Source organism: Octadecabacter sp. R77987 (assembly GCF_042466115.1).
Lineage (GTDB): Bacteria > Pseudomonadota > Alphaproteobacteria > Rhodobacterales > Rhodobacteraceae > SW4.
On sequence record NZ_JAXHBQ010000001.1, the window covers coordinates 1,588,651 to 1,606,439 of the forward strand.

Sequence of the window (17,789 nt, forward strand, 5' to 3'; positions counted from 1 at the left end):
GACACCTGATGAGCGATCTGCAAAAAACCACCGATATCCTGCGCGACCTGATCGGTTTCCCCACCGTGTCGGTCGATAGCAATCTGGCGATGATCGACCACCTTGCGACCCTTTTGGCCGATGCAGGCGCGCGTATCGACATCCAGCACGATCCGACAGGAAAAAAGGCCAATTTGTTCGCCACCCTAGGCCCCGAAGGGGACGGCGGCATCATCCTGTCGGGCCACACTGATGTGGTCCCCGTGGCCGATCAGGACTGGACCAGCAACCCCTTTGTGATGGAGGAACGCGATGGCGCGCTGTTCGGGCGCGGCACCTGTGACATGAAGGGGTTTATCGCCGCCTGCGTCGCCATGGCCCCCACGTTTGCAAACGCCATCACCACCCGCCCGCTGCATTTCGCCTTTACCTATGACGAGGAAACCGGCTGCATCGGCGGCGGTGCCCTTGTGGAAAACCTGCGCGAAAAAGGGCTGCGTCCGGCCTTGGCGATCATCGGTGAACCCACCGAAATGCGCGTGATCGAAGGGCACAAGGGTTGCTTTGAATACACCACCCATTTCACCGGCCTTGAAGGGCACGGATCATCCCCCGATCTGGGTGTGAACGCCGCTGAATACGCGGCGCGTTATGTGGCCCGCCTGCTTGACCTCAAGGATCGCTTGCGCGCCCGCGCCCCTGCCGACAGCCGCTTTGACCCGCCATGGACCACGATCAACACCGGCGGGATACATGGCGGCGTGGCCCATAACGTGATCCCCGGCAAGGCGCATGTGGATTGGGAAATGCGCCCCGTTCAGCCTGGCGACGCCGAGCTGGTGAAACGCGACCTGCACGACTATTGCGCCAATCACCTGTTGCCCGCGATGCAGGCCGTCCACCCCGATGCGTCGATCCGCACGGAAACCTGGGGCGAAGTCGTGGGCCTTGAACCGATGATTGAAAACGCCGCCCGCGATCTGGTGATGGAACTCACGGGCGCGAACGGGGCCGACACCGTGCCCTTCGGGACCGAGGCAGGGCTGTTCCAGACCCTTGGGATGGATGTCGTGGTTTGCGGGCCGGGGTCCATCGCGCAGGCGCACAAGCCGGACGAATTCATCGCACGCAACCAGTTGGACCAATGCCTCAAGATGCTGCACCGGTTAACGGAACGGCTTTAGCCCTCGAGCCCTTTCAGGATGGGGCAATCGGGGCGGTCATCGCCCGCGCAGGCCTGCACCAGTTCGGACAGGGTTGCGCGCATCGCCTGCAATCCCGCGATCTTGGTTTCGATCTCGGCCAAGTGATCCTTGGCGATCTGGCGCACGTCACCGCTGGCACGGCTGCGGTCCTCCCATAACGTCAACAGCGCACGGCAATCTTGAATCGAAAAGCCAAGGCCACGGGCATTGCCCAGAAACGCCAGCTTGTGCGCATCACTTTCGCGGAATTCACGATACCCGTTGGCGGCACGCTGCGGCGTGACCAGCCCGATATCCTCGTAGTAGCGGATCGTCTTGGCCGGCAGGCCGGTGCGCGCGCTCACATCACCGATGTTCATGCCGCACCCCCTTTCACCCAGCGCAGGCGCAAGGCATTGCCCAGCACCAGAACGCTTGACAGGGCCATGGCCCCGGCAGCCAGTTGCGGTGACAGCAAGATGCCCCAGATCGGGAACAGAATGCCCGCCGCGACAGGGATCAGCAGCACGTTATACCCGAACGCCCAGCCAAGGTTCTGCTTGATATTGCGCAGGGTCGCGCGGCTGACGGCAATCGCATTGACCACGCCAGACGGGTCGCCCGACATCAGCACCACATCCGCGCTTTCCACTGCCACATCGGTGCCCGTGCCGATCGCCACCCCGACATCCGCAGTGGCCAGTGCGGGCGCATCATTGATGCCATCGCCGACAAAGGCGACCTTGGCGCCGCCTTTCTGAAGTGATTTCACTGCATCCACCTTGCCCTCGGGCAGCACGTCCGCAACGACCTGATCAATGCCCAGTTCATCTGCGATATGCTGCGCTGTGGCCGCCGTATCGCCCGTGATCATGGCAACGCGCAGCCCCCGCGCATGTAGCGCCGCGATGGTTGCGCGGGCCGATGGTTTCGCCTTGTCCGCCACGGCCAGAACACCAACCGCCTGCCCGTCCACGGCAACCAGCATCGGTGTCTTGCCTTGCCTGGCCAAGGCATCCGCCTGATCGGCCAACGAGCCTGCATCAACGCCTTCGCGGTCCAGCAAACGGGCGGCCCCCACCAGCACTGCCTTGCCGTCCACCTGCGCGCGCAGGCCAAAACCGGTGATCGCCGCGAAATCGCTAACCGCCGGCAGGGACAGCCCCTGATCCTTGGCCGCTTGCACGACCGCGCGACCCAAGGGGTGTTCAGACAGGGACTCGACAGCGGCGACCAGTGCCAACAGTGCCTCCGTGTCGCCATCTAGCGCGGTGATATCCGTCAAGACAGGGCGTCCTTCGGTCAGGGTGCCGGTCTTGTCAAACGCGACCACGTCGACGCCCTGCAAGGCCTGCAACGCATCCCCCTGCCGAAACAGAACACCCAGTTCCGCCGCGCGCCCTGTGCCCACCATGATCGACGTGGGCGTGGCCAACCCCATCGCGCAGGGGCAGGCGATGATCAGCACCGATACCCCTGCGACCAAGGCAAAGGGCAAGGCAGGCGCAGGGCCGAACAGGAACCAGACACCGACAGTCAAAGCGGCAATCGCCATGACCGCAGGCACGAACCACGATGTGATCCAGTTGACCAGATCCTGCACCGGCAGGCGCGCGCCCTGTGCTTCTTCGACCATGGCAATAATCCGTGCCAGCATCGTGTCGGCCCCTACCGCCGTGGCGCGCATTCGCAGTGACCCGTTGCCGTTGACCGTGCCGCCGACCAGCGTGTCACCCTTGGTCTTTTCCACCGGCAGGGGTTCACCGGTGATCATGCTTTCATCAACCCAGCTTTCGCCTTCGCGCAGCACACCATCCACAGCGATCCTTTCGCCCGGACGCACTTGAATGATGTCGCCGCGCTTCACATCATCAATCGCAACTTCAACCACTTCGCCATCACGTTCGACGCGCGCAGTTGCCGGTCGCAGACCCACAAGTTTGCGAATGGCGGCACCCGTGCGTCCCTTGGCGCGCGCCTCAAGCCAGCGGCCCAGCAGGATCAGCGTGATGATCACTGCCGCCGCCTCGAAATAAACGGCCACCGTGCCATCGGGCAGCCATTGCGGGCGAAACACCGCAACGGTGGAAAACAGCCACGCCGCGCTGGTGCCCATGACCACAAGCGCATTCATATCAGGTGCACCGCGCCACAGGGCAGGCACGCCCTTTGCGAAAAATCCGCGCCCCGGCCCGGCCATCACCAGCGTGGCCAGCACAAACTGGATCATCCAGCTGTCCTGCATGCCAACCGTGCGGTTGATCCAGTGATGGATCGCCGGGAACAGATGCCCGCCCATTTCCACGAAGAAAATCGGCAGGGTCAGCGCCGCAGCGATGATGACGTTCCAGCCAAGGCGGCGGGCCTCGTCGGCGTTGCGATCAACCGGCTGCGCACCGTCACGGACCAGTGTGGCATCATATCCAACGCGCTTTACAGCCGCGATCAGGGCGGCGGGATCGTGCGACAGGGTGGTGACATTCGCCATGCCGCTGGCAAGGTTCACATTGGCCGCCGTCACGCCGGCCACGCTGTTCAAGGCCGCCTCGACCTTGGCCAGACAGGATGCACAGGTCATGCCCGTGATCTGCAAACGCAGCTTGTCGGGCACCGCTGGATAGCCCGCGGCGCGCAAGGCCCCGCTGACAGCGCGGGCGGTGCCATCACCGTCAACGGTCACACGGGCGCTGGCGTTTGCCAGGTTCACCTCGGCGCGCGACACGCCTTTGACAGCGGCAATCGCCTTTTCGGCGCGGGCCACGCAAGCGCCGCAACTCATCCCGTCGATCTCGAAATTCAATGTCGTTTGCACGCCCATGGTCAGACTCCTTGCCCGTCGCCCATCACATAAGGGTTCCAGTCACGGGAAGGTCAAGGGGCTAGCTACCCAAATCGAACGCCTGATCGGGAAAATACTTGGCCAGCCGGATGTCTGCGGTGCGCGCATGGCCTTCCATCCCCTCAAGGCGGGAAATCCGCGCTGTTGCCTCGGCCACAGGGCGGGCGGCATCGCGGGTCGATCGCTGCCATGTGACTGTCTTGTAGAACTTGCCCACCGACAAGCCGCCGGTATAACGCGCAGCGCCGCTTGTGGGCAAAACGTGGTTCGGGCCGGAGGCCTTGTCGCCGAATGCCACGGTCGTTTCCTCGCCCAGAAACAGCGACCCATAGGCGGTAAGCCGTGCCAACCACCAATCCAGATCAGCACATTGCACGTGCAGGTGTTCAGGCGCGTATCGGTCCGACACCTGTGCCATCTCTTCGCGGTTTTCACACAAAACCACCTCGGCATAATCGGCCCATGCGGCGCGGGCATTGTCGGCATTCACCTGCGGCAAAGCGTCAATTAACGCAGGCACACGGGCCATAACATCAGCGGCCAGATCGGCACTGTCCGTGACCAGCCAGACCGGCGAATTGTAGCCGTGTTCGGCCTGCCCGACCAAATCACAGGCGACCAGTGCCGGATCGGCCTGCCCATCGGCCAGCACCAGCAAATCGGTCGGCCCAGCGACCATATCAATGCCCACCGCGCCGAACAGAATGCGCTTTGCCTCGGCAACGAACTGGTTGCCCGGCCCGACCAGAATATCAGACTTGGGCAGCCCGAACAGACCATACGCCATGGCGGCCACCGCCTGCACACCGCCCATGTTCAGGATTGCATCCGCACCGCAGGCATCCATCGCATAAAGGATTTCCGCCGGTATCCCCGTATCAGGACGCGGCGGCGAACAGGCGGTGACATGACCGACACCGGCAACTTTGGCGGTGGTCACGGTCATCATGGCGCTGGCGATATGCGCGTAACGCCCGCCGGGCACATAACAACCCGCGGCGCTTACCGGAATCTGGCGCTGGCCCGCCAGCAGGCCGGGTATAATCTCGACCTCCATGTCGTGGATCGTGTCACGCTGCGCCTCGGCGAACCGCTGGATGTTGTCGCGGGCAAAGCGGATATCATCGCGCGTTTGCTGTGGCACAAGTGCAATCGCGGCGTCCAGATCATCGCGTGACAGAACCGGCGCGCCCTCCCAGCCATCAAACCGCTGTGCCATGGCGCGGGCGGCGTCTTCGCCACCTGCCTCGATCTCGGCCAGCAATCCGCGCACGGCCTGCCGCACATCTTGCTGGTCCGTCTGCGCCGTGCGCTCCGCCTTTTTCAGATAGGTCGCCATAGTGCCCCCTTGGTTTTGTGCCAAATCTAGGGGGTGTCAGGCAAAAGGGGCAGCGGTTTTCACACCCTGCCCCACCTTGTTCGTTTTCCTGAAAACGCGTTTTGGGGAACCTAGCCCTTGCCCTTCCAAGGCACCAACAACCGTTCGGCCCAGCGCATCAGCATGTCGATGCTGAAGCCGATAATGCCGATCAGGATGATACCGGCGATCACGATTGACGTGATCTGGAATTTCGACGCGGTCATAATCATCATCCCCGCCCCTTTTTCGGCGGCGACCAGTTCGGCCGCCACAACCGTGCCCCAGCAAACCCCCATCGCGACCCGCGCACCGGTAAAGATTTCCGGCAAGGAGTTGGGAATGATCACATGGCGCATGATCTGCCATTTCGACGCACCCAGACTATAGGCCGCGTGCACCTTTGTGATGCGCACACCCGACACGCCGGACCGGGCCGCGATGGCCATGATCCAAAGCGCAGCCAAAAACAGCAGGATGATCTTGCCAACCTCGCCGATACCAGCCCAGAGGATCACCAGCGGGATCAGGGCCAGCGGCGGCACGGGGCGCATGAATTCCACGATCGGGTCAAACCAGCCACGGAACCAGTTTGAAAGACCCATCGCATAGCCCAGCGGAATACCGACAATCGCGCCAATCACAAAGCCGATGATCACACGAAACAGCGAAAACCCAAGGTGCTCGGCCAGTGTCGAATTGCGGAACCCGTCGGTCGCGATTTCCTTGATCCGGGCCCAGACATCTTCGGGCGGGGGCAGCCAGATCGGCTCCATCTGCCAACCCTTGTCGGGCTCCACGTTCAGGGTGCCACGCCCTGTCAGGCCGACACTGGCAAAGCCCACATCAACAGGGCGGCCCTGCGCAACGGGTTCACCATTGATCGCGGTGATCTCTGCACCATCGTCACGGGTCAGCGCGTCATTGGCATCCCAGCGCACCAGTTCACTGCGGTAGGCCTGTATGGCGACACTATCGTTTTCGCCCGTGGTTTCCGGCGCATCCACATCTTCGCCCAGCGCAAAGACCACAACATCAACCGTGGCCTGCGCCGTGTTTCCGCTCCCGTCCTCGGCGGTGTAGGTAAAACTGCCCGCGCCCGTATAGGCACCGGGCACATGCAGGAAGCCGGGCAGCCAGTTGGACCCGGTAAACGACCCCCACATCACAAAGATGAACAGGATCGATACAACCGATGCGACCGTGTTCGAGGTCACGGCACTTTCATCCCCGAACGTCACCGTTTTCAGCGAGGAATAATCATGTTTCGGCGTCAGGAACCGCTTGATCGCGGTCCAGATCACCGCCGTCAGCAGGACAATCCCGACATAGGCGGCAATATAGGGCACCGCATAGGCAAGGGTCTGCAAGACAAGGACCAGCTCGGTCCACAGATCATACAAGAGTGTCATTGTCCTGCCTCCGTCCGGCCCATGATTTCTTCTTCCATGTCCCAGATCATCGACAGGATTTCTTCACGGGTCTTGTTGTATTCAGGGTGTTTCTTGACCTCGCGCAGGTCGGCGTCCACGCCCATATCGGCAAACGGCAGGCGGTATTCCTTGTGAATGCGGCCCGGGCGCGGTGCCATGACCAACAGGCGTTCACCCAGCAGCAAGGCTTCCTCGACCGAGTGGGTGATCAGGATGATCGTCTTGCCGGTCTCTTTCCACAGCTTCAGAACCAACCCCTGCATCTTTTCACGGGTCAAGGCATCAAGCGCACCCAGCGGTTCATCCATCAAGATCACATCGGGGTCATTGGCCAGACAACGGGCCAGCGCCACACGTTGCTGCATCCCGCCCGACAGTTCGTAGATCGCCTTTTCCTTGAAGTCCTGCAACCCGACCACATCCAACAGGTGATCGACGTTTTCGGCGTATTCGCGGGCCTTCTTGCCGGCCATGCGCGGGCCAAAGCTGACGTTCTCGCGCACCGACATCCATTCAAACAACGCGCCCTGCTGGAACACCATGCCACGTTCCGCATCCGGCCCTTGCACCACATGGCCGTTCAACTCGATCTGCCCTTCGGTCGGCGCCAGAAAGCCCGCAACGATATTCAACAGCGTTGTCTTGCCACAGCCCGACGGGCCAAGCACGCTCATCAGCTCGCCCTGCTTGATATCAAGGGTCACGTCCTTGAGTGCCTGCACCGAGCTGCCATTGGGCAGGTCAAATCGCATCGAGATGTTCTTGATGTGTAGTCCGCTCATACCCTGCCCCAAAGTGTTTTCGGAAAGGCCACCGCGCGGATGGTTTTGCCGAAAACGCCGGAAAGGGAGCGGCGGCGCGGGCTGTCCCGCGCCGCCGCCCTGGTCTTACATGTCTGCGGCGGATGCCAGCGGGCCTGCGTTCACAGCGCCCTCATAGCTGTCCAGCGCACCATCGATCGAGCCGGACGCCACAAAGACGTCGGCAACGCCCTTCATGAAGGTCGCAGCGTTTCCGCCCAACCAGGCCGCGCTCAGCTGTTCGTCAACGCTTGGGAACACGAACGTCGCCATGGTTTCCGCGGTTGCCCCTTCATCCATACCGGCGTCCTGCGCAATCACGGGGATCATTGCTTCGGCATCGGCACCGCCTGCATTCCACATGGCATTCGCTTCGGCTGTGACGGCCAGGAACTTGGCAACCAGTTCTGGTTCTTCAGCCGCAAAGTCAGCCGGCGCAGTTGTCGCGTCAAACACAAGAATACCAAGCGCTGTCTTTTCATCACCTGTCAGCAACACGTTGCCATGTTCCAACATACGACGCAGCGCGCCGCCCCAACCGCAGGCCATGTCAACCTGACCCTGCGCCAATGCGGCAGCGCCATCGGCGGGTGCCATATCAACGATTTCCATCGACCCAACGTCGACACCAAAGTGGTTCATCTGGCTCAGGAAACCATAGTGCGCGGCGGTGCCAAGCGGCACGGCAACCTTGGATCCGGCCAGATCGGCAGCGGTCGATGCGTCGATCTCGCGGTTTTCGGCAACAACGCAGTTGTCGTTGTCAGCATAAGACACAGCCACATCCAGCACCTGAATGTCCTGACCGGCCGAGGTCGCAACCACGAAAGGCGGGATACCCTGGCTGACAGAAAGCTGGACATCACCCGATGCCATCGCCGCCGACATCGCCGTGCCTGTGTCAAAGCTGACCCAGTTGATGCTGACGCCCATGGCTTCTTCATACATGCCGTTGACCTTGGCGTATTGGAACGGCATCGGCCACTCGAGGAAATACGCAACCGTGATTTCGCTCAGGTGTCCTTCGGCCGTCGCCGTCTGTGCGCCCGTCAAAAGCGCAAGACCAGCAGCCGCACCCATCAGTTTTGAAGTGAGTTTCATTTATCGTCTCCCATGTTGGTGGCCCTTTTGGACCGGATTACGCCGGGCAGGTTGCCCCTGCCTCAATCGTTCGTGTTGCCCCGACGGTGGGGCAGTCCGGCGTCAAACTGAACACGTTTCGTGCCACAGTCCAACCCCGCAATAAGAAAAGGCGCATCCGCTTTGAAACGGATACGCCCAAAAAACCTAGGCTGGAATGGCCTTGATCGTCTTGCGAAGCTTGTCGACAATTTCGTCGATATGCTTTTCCTCGCTGGTATACATCGGCGCAAGAATCGCATTGTCGCCGGTGAATTTGATGTGGCAGCCGTTCCAGAACAGCGCCGTCTGTGCCGCAACCCCGCGCAAGCCCGGCTTTTCGCCCGGATGAAGTTCAACACCCGCCATCATCCCGATCGTGCGGATATCCTTGACCAGATCAAGCTCACCCAGTTCCATGACCGCTTTTTCAAAATACGGGGCCATGTCCTTGGCGCGTTGAAACAGGCCTTCCTCGCGATAGATGGCCATGCTGGCCAGACCCGCGGCACAGGCGCCCGGATGGCCCGAATAGGTATAGCCGTGAAACAGTTCGATCCCGCCCATGGCGGCCTTGTCGGTAATGACATCATAGATATCATCACGCACCGCGACGGCACCCATCGGCATCGCCCCGTTGGTCAGCGCCTTGGCCATGGTCATCAGGTCCGGCGTCACATCAAAGGCATCGGCGGCAAAGGTTCCGCCAACCCGTCCGAAACCGGTAATCACCTCGTCAAACACCAACAAGATACCGTGCTTGTCGCACAGCTCGCGCAGACGCTTGAGGTATCCCTTGGGCGGGGGCAGCGTGCCGCATGACCCGGCAACCGGCTCGACGAACACCGCCGCAATCGTTTCCGCACCAAAGTTGTCGACGGCGCGCTGCAAATCCTCGGCCCGATCCGCGCCCGACGTCCGGCAGCCCGGTGTCTTCATTTCCTCGTCCGTCCAGGTGTGGCGCATGTGCACGACACCCGGCATCGTCACCGAAAACGCACGGCGGTTGTTCACCAGCCCGCTTAGGGCCACGCCACCGATATTGACCCCGTGATAGGCCTTTTCCCGGCTGATGAAATGGCGCGCGTTCTTGCCGCTGGCGGTGTTGTAGGCCATCACGATCTTGAGCGCAGTATCCACTGCCTCGGACCCGGAATTGACGAAAAAGACCTTGTTCAGCCCCTCGGGCGTCATCCGTGCAATTTCTTCGGCAAAGGCAAACGACAGCTTATGGCCGGTCCCGAAGGGCGACACAAAGGTCATCTGCTGCATCGCCTGATGCACCGATTCGATAATCTTGGGGTGGCAATGACCCGCAGGCGAACAGAACAGGCCCGATGACCCGTCAATGACCGTGCCACCCTTGTGGTCGGTCATGTAAACGCCTTTTGCTTCAGTGATTAAGCGTGGATCCTTCTTGAATCCGCGGTTGTCCGTAAAAGGCATCCAGAACTCTTCAAGCGAGTTGTTTTTTACGTCGAGCGCCATGGCAGCGATCTCCTGAAAGGGAATAAGTCCGGAGAACGCTAGCGTTAGGCAGTGGATTCCTTTACATCCAGATTGAAGCGCAATTTATATCCAGATTGGCACATGGCGATTTCCGAAGAGACTTTTTTTCTGGACCCGCAGGCACAAGGCACCCTGCAAAGCCAGATTCAAACAATGGTCGCCGAAGGGATTCTGTCGGGTCGGTTCCGCCGTGGGGAAAAGCTGCCCAGCTCGCGCAAGCTTGCGCAACACCTTGGGATCAGCCGGATCACGGTCACGCTCGCCTATACCGACCTTCTGGCAGACGACTATATCACTGCGCGCGGGCGATCGGGCTACTTCGTCTCCGACAATGCGCCCGAACCGCCAAATTTTCCAGCTCAGGCCGCCGGGGTCGGTAGCGTCGACTGGACCCGCGCGATCGGTCAACGCTTCACCGGCGGCGAACCCCATTCCAAACCGCGCAACTGGGCCAGTTTCCGCTATCCGTTCATCTATGGACAGGCCGACCCAACCCTGTTCGATTCAGCCAACTGGCGGCTATGCGCCCTCGAAGCCCTGGGCAAAAAGGACTTTGATGCGCTGACCACCGATTACAACGATCAGGACGATCCCAAACTGATTGAGTTCATCGCCCGCCAAACCCTGCCACGGCGCGGTATCCTGGCCAAACCTGATGAAATCCTGCTGACCCTTGGTGCGCAAAACGCGCTGTGGCTGACGGCGCAGGTGCTGCTGACCAGCCGCCGCCGTGCCGTTGTCGAAGACCCCTGCTATCCGGCCCTGCGCGCGATCCTGAACCATTCCCGCTGCCATTTGACGGCCCTGCCCGTTGACAGCGATGGATTGCCACCCGACGCCTTGCCGCCCGACACAGACGTTGTTTTCACGACACCCAGCCACCAGTGCCCAACCACATCAACCATGTCGATGCAGCGCCGTCAGGACCTTCTGGCGCGCGCCGAACGGGACAATTACCTGATCGTCGAGGATGACTATGAATTCGAGATGTCCTTTCTCAAACCCCCGTCACCGGCCCTGAAATCGCTCGATCGGAACGGGCGGGTGATCTATGTCGGGTCTTTTTCCAAATCACTTTTTCCCGGCTTGCGGCTTGGCTATCTTGTGGGGCCAGCGCCGTTCATCCGCGAGGCCCGTGCCCTGCGCGCCAGCGTCCTGCGCCACCCGCCCGGCCATATCCAGCGCACCGCGACCTATTTCCTGTCACGCGGCCACTACGATGCGTTGATCCGGCGGATGGGCAAGGCCTATTATGACCGGCGGCGCATCATGGACAACGCCATCGCCGAACACGGACTTGCTGTTGCAGGTGCGGGCAGTTTCGGGGGCTCGTCGTTCTGGATGCGCGCACCTGATCACATTGACACCACCGCGCTTGCCGCGACCCTTGCCAACAGCGGCGTGTTGATCGAGCCGGGATGTCACTTCTTTGCAGCCGATAACCCGCCACGGAATTTCTACCGGCTTGCCTATTCCTCGATCCCCTCCAGCCGCATTCCCGATGGGATCGCCCGGATCACGGCTGCGATCTCGGTCGCGTCTGGCCATACCTGACCCATCCAACTGGCCCTACTGAATCAGCGGCCCAATTCATACCCTCGCGCGAAATCCCAACCAAGGATACTCCAGATGAAAATGACCACCGAAGAAGCCTTCGTCAAAGCGCTCCAGAAACACGGCATCGAACATGCCTTTGGAATCATCGGCTCGGCGATGATGCCGATCTCCGATCTGTTCCCGCAGGCCGGTATCCAGTTTTGGGACTGCGCCCACGAGGGCAGCGCCGGCATGATGTCGGATGGCTACACCCGCGCCACCGGCAAGATGTCGATGATGATCGCCCAGAATGGTCCCGGCATCACCAACTTTGTGACGGCCGTGAAAACGGCCTACTGGAACCACACGCCGCTGCTGCTGGTCACACCGCAAGCGGCCAACAAGACAATCGGTCAGGGTGGCTTTCAGGAAGTTGAACAGATGAAACTGTTCGAAGACATGGTCGCCTATCAGGAAGAAGTGCGCGATCCGACCCGCATCGCCGAAGTCCTGACCCGTGTGATCGCCAAGGCCAAGCGCCTGTCCGGCCCCGCCCAAATCAACATCCCCCGCGATTTTTGGACGCAAGTGGTTGATATCGACATCCCTGATCCGGTTGAGTTCGAGGTGTCCCCAGGTGGTGAAAACTCGATCAAAGCCGCGGCTGATCTGATCTCGGGCGCCAAGAACCCCGTGATCCTGAACGGCGCGGGCGTGGTCCTGTCGCAAGGCGGCATCGCGGCCTCCATGGCGCTTGCCGAACGGCTCGATGCGCCCGTCTGCGTTGGCTACCAACACAACGATGCCTTCCCCGGTTCGCACCCGCTGTTCGCAGGTCCCCTGGGCTATAACGGCTCCAAGGCGGGGATGGAGTTGATCAAGGATGCCGACGTCGTCGTCTGCCTCGGCACGCGCCTCAACCCGTTTTCCACCCTGCCCGGCTATGGCATGGACTACTGGCCTGTGGACGCGAAAATCATTCAGGTCGATATCAACCCCGACCGGATCGGCCTGACCAAGAAAGTCACTGTCGGCATCGTCGGTGACGCGGCCAAAGTGGCGCGCGGCATCTTGAACCAACTGGCCGATGACGCGGGCGACAAAGGGCGCGACGCGCGCAAGGCCGCCGTGGCCAAAGCCAAATCCGCCTGGGCGCAGCAACTCTCGAGCATGGATCACGAAGATGATGATCCGGGCACCACATGGAACGAACGCGCACGCGCCGACAAACCCGACTGGATGAGCCCCCGCATGGCATGGCGCGCAATCCAATCCGCCCTCCCGCGCGAGGCGATCATCAGCTCCGACATCGGCAACAACTGCGCCATCGGCAACGCCTATCCCGACTTTGACGAGGGGCGCAAATACCTTGCCCCCGGTCTCTTTGGCCCTTGCGGTTACGGCCTGCCTGCCATTGTCGGCGCAAAGATCGGCCAACCCAACGTGCCCGTCGTGGGTTTCGCTGGTGACGGTGCCTTCGGCATTGCGGTCAATGAACTGACAGCAATCGGGCGCGGCGAATGGCCCCCGATCACGCAGATCGTGTTCCGCAACTACCAATGGGGCGCGGAAAAGCGCAATTCGACCCTGTGGTTCGATGACAACTTCGTCGGCACCGAACTGGACACATCCGTGTCCTACGCAGGCATCGCGCAGGCCTGCGGGCTGCAAGGCGTCGTTGCACGCACAATGGATGAATTGACCGCCGCCCTGAACAAGGCGATCGAGGACCAGATGAAACACGGCAAGACCACCCTGATCGAAGCGATGATCAATCAGGAACTCGGCGAACCCTTCCGCCGTGACGCCATGAAGAAACCGGTCTCGGTCGCAGGCATCTCCAAAGACGACATGCGTGCCCAATAAAAAACCACTCCGGCGGGCTTCTTTTGTTCAAAAATACCTCCCGCCGGAGGCTCCTCCCCGCGCCACTGGTCGCGGCCGCCTGCCTGTGATGGAATAGGGTGAAATCAACGAACAAGGACGCCCGATGACCACCCCCCACCCGTTTCTGTCCACGATCCTGCCCCACTGCCCGCAACGCCTTCTGGATCAGGCACGCAGCCTGCCCGTGCCGCGTGTGGCGCTGGTGAATGCGGGGGCCGAAAACCCCCTGCGCGGCATCCGCGAAGCCGCCGAAGCGGGGCTTGCCGAACCTGTCCTGATCGGTGACGAGGCCAAGATTCGCGACGCCGCCGAGGCGCTGGACTACGACATCAGCCAGTTGCGCCTGATCCACGCCCCGCACGCCGAGGCTGCAGTCAAAGCGGCCGAGCTTGCCCGCAAGGGCGAGGCGGATGCGATCATGAAGGGCCAGGTTCACACCTCGACCTTCCTCAAGGGGCTGCTGCCATCCAGCGCGGGGCTGCGCGAAAAAGGCACCCGTTGCGGCCACGTATTCCATATCACCACGCCGCACTCTGACCGCCCGCTTTTGCTGACCGATGGCGCGCTGAACGTCGACCCCTCCGTGGAAACCCGTCAGGCCTGCCTGCAACTGGCCGTGGAACTGGCACAGACGCTGGGCATTCAGCGGCCCAAGGCCGCCCTTCTGGCCCCCACCGAAGACCCGATTCCATCGGTGCAGAACACCATGGAAAGTGCTGCCATCGCCACATGGGCGCGCGATCACCTGCCGCAAGCGCAGGTCGCAGGCCCCATCGCGATGGACCTGATCCTGTCGCATGACGCGGCGGCCATCAAAGGCTACGACAACCCCGTTGGGGGGGACGCCGACATCATGGTCACACCCAACATCACCACCGGCAACGCGCTGTTCAAACTGATGGTTCTTGGCATGGGCTGTTGCGCCGCAGGGATCGTTCTGGGGGCCAAAGTCCCGATCCTGCTGACCTCGCGCAGCCAACAGGCCCCTGCCCGCATCGCCTCGGCCGCGCTGGGGGTCATTGCCGCGGGTGCGCGCGCATGATGCTGGTGCTCAATACCGGATCGTCCTCGATCAAGATCGCGGTGTTCGATCCCGCGTTGAACCTTGTGGTCGAAGGCAATATCGCGGGTGTCGGGCACGCGGGGCGGATGACGTTGGGCGATGACAAAACGGACGTGACCAGCACCGATCACGCCGACGCGCTCGATCATCTGCTTGACGGGCTGGTCGCGCGGGGCATCCCGCTGGACACGATCACCGCCGCCGCCCACCGTGTTGTGCACGGAGGACGGCGCCTGACCGCGCCCTGCCGCATCACCGACGAAACGCTGACGCAGATCACCGCAATGATCCCGCTTGCGCCACTGCACAATCCACCTGCGCTGGCGGGGATTGCCGCCGTCACCGCGCAACTGCCAAACGTGCCGCAATTTGCGAGTTTCGATACCGCCTTTCACGCCTGCCAGCCGGACGTGGCGACCACCTATGCCCTGCCCGCCACCCAGCGCGAGGCTGGCATCCGGCGCTATGGCTTTCACGGACTGTCCTATGCGGGAATGGTGCGCCAGTTCGGCGCCAATCTGCCCCGCCGCCTGCTGGCGCTGCACCTTGGCGCGGGCGTCAGCCTCTGCGCTATCAGGGAGGGGAAATCGCTGGCCACTTCGATGGGCTATTCGCCGCTGTCGGGTCCGACCATGGCCACCCGCACGGGCGATATTGACGGCATGGCAGTGCTGCGTATCGCGCAGGAATTGGGTTTTGACGCGGCAACCCACCTTCTGAACAAGGAAAGCGGGTTGCTGGGCCTCTCGGGCACAAGCGGCGATATGCGCACCTTGCTGGCCGATCCATCAGACGCCGCGCAATTCGCCGTCGATCATTTCATCTGGTCTGTGGTGCATCAGGCGGGCAGCCTGATTGCAGCCATGGAGGGGATCGACGCCATCGCCTTTACTGGCGGGATCGGCGAAAATTCGGCCCCCATTCGTGACCGGATCATGGGGCATCTGGCATGGCTGGGTGATCTGCCCGCGCACATCATCCCCGCCGACGAAGAACGCCAGATCGCCATCGACGCGACCGGCCTGCTATGAGCTATGCCAGCGCCACCGTCAGGGCCGTGGCCGCGACGATATCGTCGACCGTCGCCCCGCGCGACAGATCGCAAACGGGGCGCGCGAAACCCTGCAGGATCGGCCCCAAAGCCTGCGCACCGGCCAGTTCCTGTGCCAGCTTGTATGCGATGTTGCCCGCGTCCAGCGATGGGAACACCAGCACGTTGGCATCACCGCCCGCCACGCCCTTGGTCGCGGCAATCGCCGCGTTCAGGGCGGCATCGGCCTGTAATGGTCCGGCGAACCCCGTGGCCCCGGCCGCCGCGCGCACAACCTCAACGCTGTCACCCGCACCGCTTGACCCGCTGGAATACGACAACAGCGCCACCCGCGCATCGCCCAGCAACGCGCGGCCTGTGGCCGCCGACGCATGGGCAATCGCCGCCAGCCCTTCAGCGTCCGGCGCGACATTGACCGCGCAATCGGCCCAGACCATCGCCCGCCCGTCCGGGAACACCATCAGGAAAAACGACGAGGGCAGCGTGACACCTTCGGCCAGCCCGATCGCCAGCCCTGCCGCCTCGATCACGCGGCGCGTGGGCACATCGGCCCCGGCGACCATCACATCGGCCTCGCCCGCCGCGACCATGGCGGCGGCGCGGATCAGCGGTTTGCCCAGCATCCGCCGCGCCAGTGCGTCCTTGACACCGCGCCCCTCGACCAAGGCGGCGATCTGCGCATCCGTCACATTGTCCAGCGGCAGCGGCACACACAGCCCCTCATCCGCCAGGCGCGTCATTGCGGCGGCGACACGCGCATCATCGCTCTCGGGGAACACAACACGCGCCTGTTTGGCCCGTGCTGTGTCTTTCAGTTCATCCAGAATGCCCATCGCGCCCTCCACTTTTCCCATAGGAGCCTTGATATGACAGATACCGTCAAGATCAACCGTGGCCTCAAGGGGGTGTACTTTGAACGATCCGCTGTCAGCCACATCGACGGCGCCAAGGGCGAGCTCAGCTATCGGGGCTATGCGATCCACGATCTTGCGCAGCATTCAACATTCGAGGAAACTGCCTATCTGCTGATCCACGGGGAACTGCCGGATGCGGACGCCCTGTCCGCGTTCGACAGCACACTGCGCGCCAATCGCGCCATTCCACCTGCGCTCCACACCCTGATCGAAACGATCAAAGACGGCCACCCGATGGACGTGTTGCGCACCTGCGTCTCGGCCCTCGCCGCACTTGACCCCGACAGCAGCGACACGACCGAGGGGGGCTTTCTGCGCAACGGCCTGCGCCTGACCGCCCAAGTCCCGACAATCATCGCCGCCCACAACGCGATCAGGAACGGTCGCGCGCCTGTCGCGCCCGACCCGGATCTGGCCCACGCCGCCAACTGGCTCTGGATGCTCAAGGGCGAAAAACCTTCCGACGATGCTGCCCGTCTGGCTGATGTCGATTTCATCCTGCACGCCGAACACGGCAGCAACGCCTCCAGCTTTGCCGCCCGCGTGACTGTGGGAACCGAGGCCAATATCCACGGCGCGATCACCACGGCGCTGGCCACGCTGGCCGGTCCCGCCCATGGCGGTGCCGCCGAGGATGTGATGAAAATGGTGCGCGAGATTGGCACGCCGGAAAACGCCGCCCGCTACGTCAAGGCCAAGCGCGCCAACCGCGAGGCCGTCACCGGTTTCGGCCACCGCGTTTACCGCGCCGAGGACCCGCGCGCGCGCCACATGCGCGATGGCGTGCGCAAGCTGGGGCAGGAGATGGGCGCGCCCGAATGGTATGAAATCCTGCAAGCCGTGGTCAAAGCGATGCAGCCTTATGCGCGCCACGGCCTGAACGTGAACGTCGATTTCTATTCCGGCGTGATCTACCAGTTGCATGAAATTCCGATGGACCTTTACGTGCCGATCTTTGCCATCGGACGGATGCCCGGCTGGGTGATCCAATGTCTGGATCAACAGCGCAGCAATATCCTGATCCGCCCACTGACGCTGTATAACGGCCCCGACATACGGCCATATACACCGATGAATGAACGCTAGAATCCCGCGCGGATTGATATACGATTGATGCA

14 protein-coding genes are annotated in these 17,789 nt (G+C 62.2%); 6 read left to right on the forward strand and 8 right to left on the reverse strand.

What is annotated here, in order from left to right; translation table 11 throughout:
• The first annotated feature begins 8 nt into the window (after positions 1–8).
• Entirely contained in the window at positions 9–1,163 is a 1,155-nt protein-coding gene (gene argE / locus SJY21_RS08065) for an acetylornithine deacetylase (protein ID WP_377508693.1), read from the forward strand.
• Here argE and cueR read toward each other — a convergent pair.
• From cueR to SJY21_RS08100, 7 genes are all read right to left on the reverse strand, one after another.
• Entirely contained in the window at positions 1,160–1,543 is a 384-nt protein-coding gene (gene cueR / locus SJY21_RS08070; protein ID WP_377508697.1) for a Cu(I)-responsive transcriptional regulator, read from the reverse strand. The two genes, argE and cueR, sit on opposite strands and share 4 nt — an antisense overlap.
• On the reverse strand, positions 1,540–3,981 hold the full coding sequence (locus tag SJY21_RS08075) for a heavy metal translocating P-type ATPase (protein WP_377508700.1): 2,442 nt from the start codon (positions 3,979–3,981) through the stop codon (positions 1,540–1,542). Before SJY21_RS08075 ends, cueR begins: the two co-directional genes overlap by 4 nt.
• A 61-nt stretch (positions 3,982–4,042) precedes the next feature.
• Complete coding sequence (gene hisD / locus SJY21_RS08080; protein ID WP_377508703.1) at positions 4,043–5,341, reverse strand: histidinol dehydrogenase; 1,299 nt, start codon at positions 5,339–5,341, stop codon at positions 4,043–4,045.
• Positions 5,342–5,451: 110 nt separating this feature from the next.
• Positions 5,452–6,771, reverse strand: a complete 1,320-nt coding sequence (locus tag SJY21_RS08085; RefSeq protein ID WP_377508706.1) for an ABC transporter permease subunit — start codon at positions 6,769–6,771, stop codon at positions 5,452–5,454.
• Complete coding sequence (locus SJY21_RS08090; protein WP_377508709.1) at positions 6,768–7,574, reverse strand: ABC transporter ATP-binding protein; 807 nt, start codon at positions 7,572–7,574, stop codon at positions 6,768–6,770. The genes SJY21_RS08085 and SJY21_RS08090 overlap by 4 nt, the downstream gene beginning before the upstream one ends.
• A 105-nt stretch (positions 7,575–7,679) precedes the next feature.
• Complete coding sequence (locus SJY21_RS08095; RefSeq protein WP_377508712.1) at positions 7,680–8,693, reverse strand: ABC transporter substrate-binding protein; 1,014 nt, start codon at positions 8,691–8,693, stop codon at positions 7,680–7,682.
• Positions 8,694–8,879: 186 nt separating this feature from the next.
• Positions 8,880–10,199 (reverse strand): aminotransferase class III-fold pyridoxal phosphate-dependent enzyme, encoded by a 1,320-nt coding sequence (locus SJY21_RS08100; RefSeq protein WP_377508715.1) that lies wholly within the window; start codon positions 10,197–10,199, stop codon positions 8,880–8,882.
• Positions 10,200–10,301: 102 nt separating this feature from the next.
• On the opposite strand from SJY21_RS08100, the gene SJY21_RS08105 reads away from it, so the two are divergent.
• The 4 genes from SJY21_RS08105 (at position 10,302) to SJY21_RS08120 (ending at position 15,737) form a co-directional block, all read left to right on the forward strand.
• Positions 10,302–11,774, forward strand: a complete 1,473-nt coding sequence (locus tag SJY21_RS08105) for a PLP-dependent aminotransferase family protein (protein ID WP_377508718.1) — start codon at positions 10,302–10,304, stop codon at positions 11,772–11,774.
• Between the two features lie 75 nt (positions 11,775–11,849).
• Complete coding sequence (gene xsc, locus SJY21_RS08110) at positions 11,850–13,622, forward strand: sulfoacetaldehyde acetyltransferase (RefSeq protein ID WP_377508721.1); 1,773 nt, start codon at positions 11,850–11,852, stop codon at positions 13,620–13,622.
• A 124-nt stretch (positions 13,623–13,746) separates the two neighbouring features.
• The gene (locus tag SJY21_RS08115; RefSeq protein ID WP_377508724.1) at positions 13,747–14,685 is read left to right on the forward strand and encodes a phosphate acyltransferase; all 939 of its coding nucleotides are present in this window, start codon (positions 13,747–13,749) and stop codon (positions 14,683–14,685) included.
• Complete coding sequence (locus SJY21_RS08120; protein ID WP_377508727.1) at positions 14,682–15,737, forward strand: acetate/propionate family kinase; 1,056 nt, start codon at positions 14,682–14,684, stop codon at positions 15,735–15,737. The genes SJY21_RS08115 and SJY21_RS08120 overlap by 4 nt, the downstream gene beginning before the upstream one ends.
• Before the next feature lies 1 nt (position 15,738).
• On the opposite strand, the gene SJY21_RS08125 is transcribed toward SJY21_RS08120, so the two are convergent.
• Positions 15,739–16,611: a phosphate acyltransferase gene (locus SJY21_RS08125; protein ID WP_377508730.1), complete on the reverse strand. Its 873-nt coding sequence runs from the start codon at positions 16,609–16,611 to the stop codon at positions 15,739–15,741.
• A gap of 12 nt (positions 16,612–16,623) precedes the next feature.
• Here SJY21_RS08125 and SJY21_RS08130 point away from each other — a divergent pair, with 12 nt between their 5' ends.
• On the forward strand, positions 16,624–17,757 hold the full coding sequence (locus SJY21_RS08130; RefSeq protein WP_377508733.1) for a citrate/2-methylcitrate synthase: 1,134 nt from the start codon (positions 16,624–16,626) through the stop codon (positions 17,755–17,757).
• Positions 17,758–17,789: the final 32 nt, after the last annotated feature.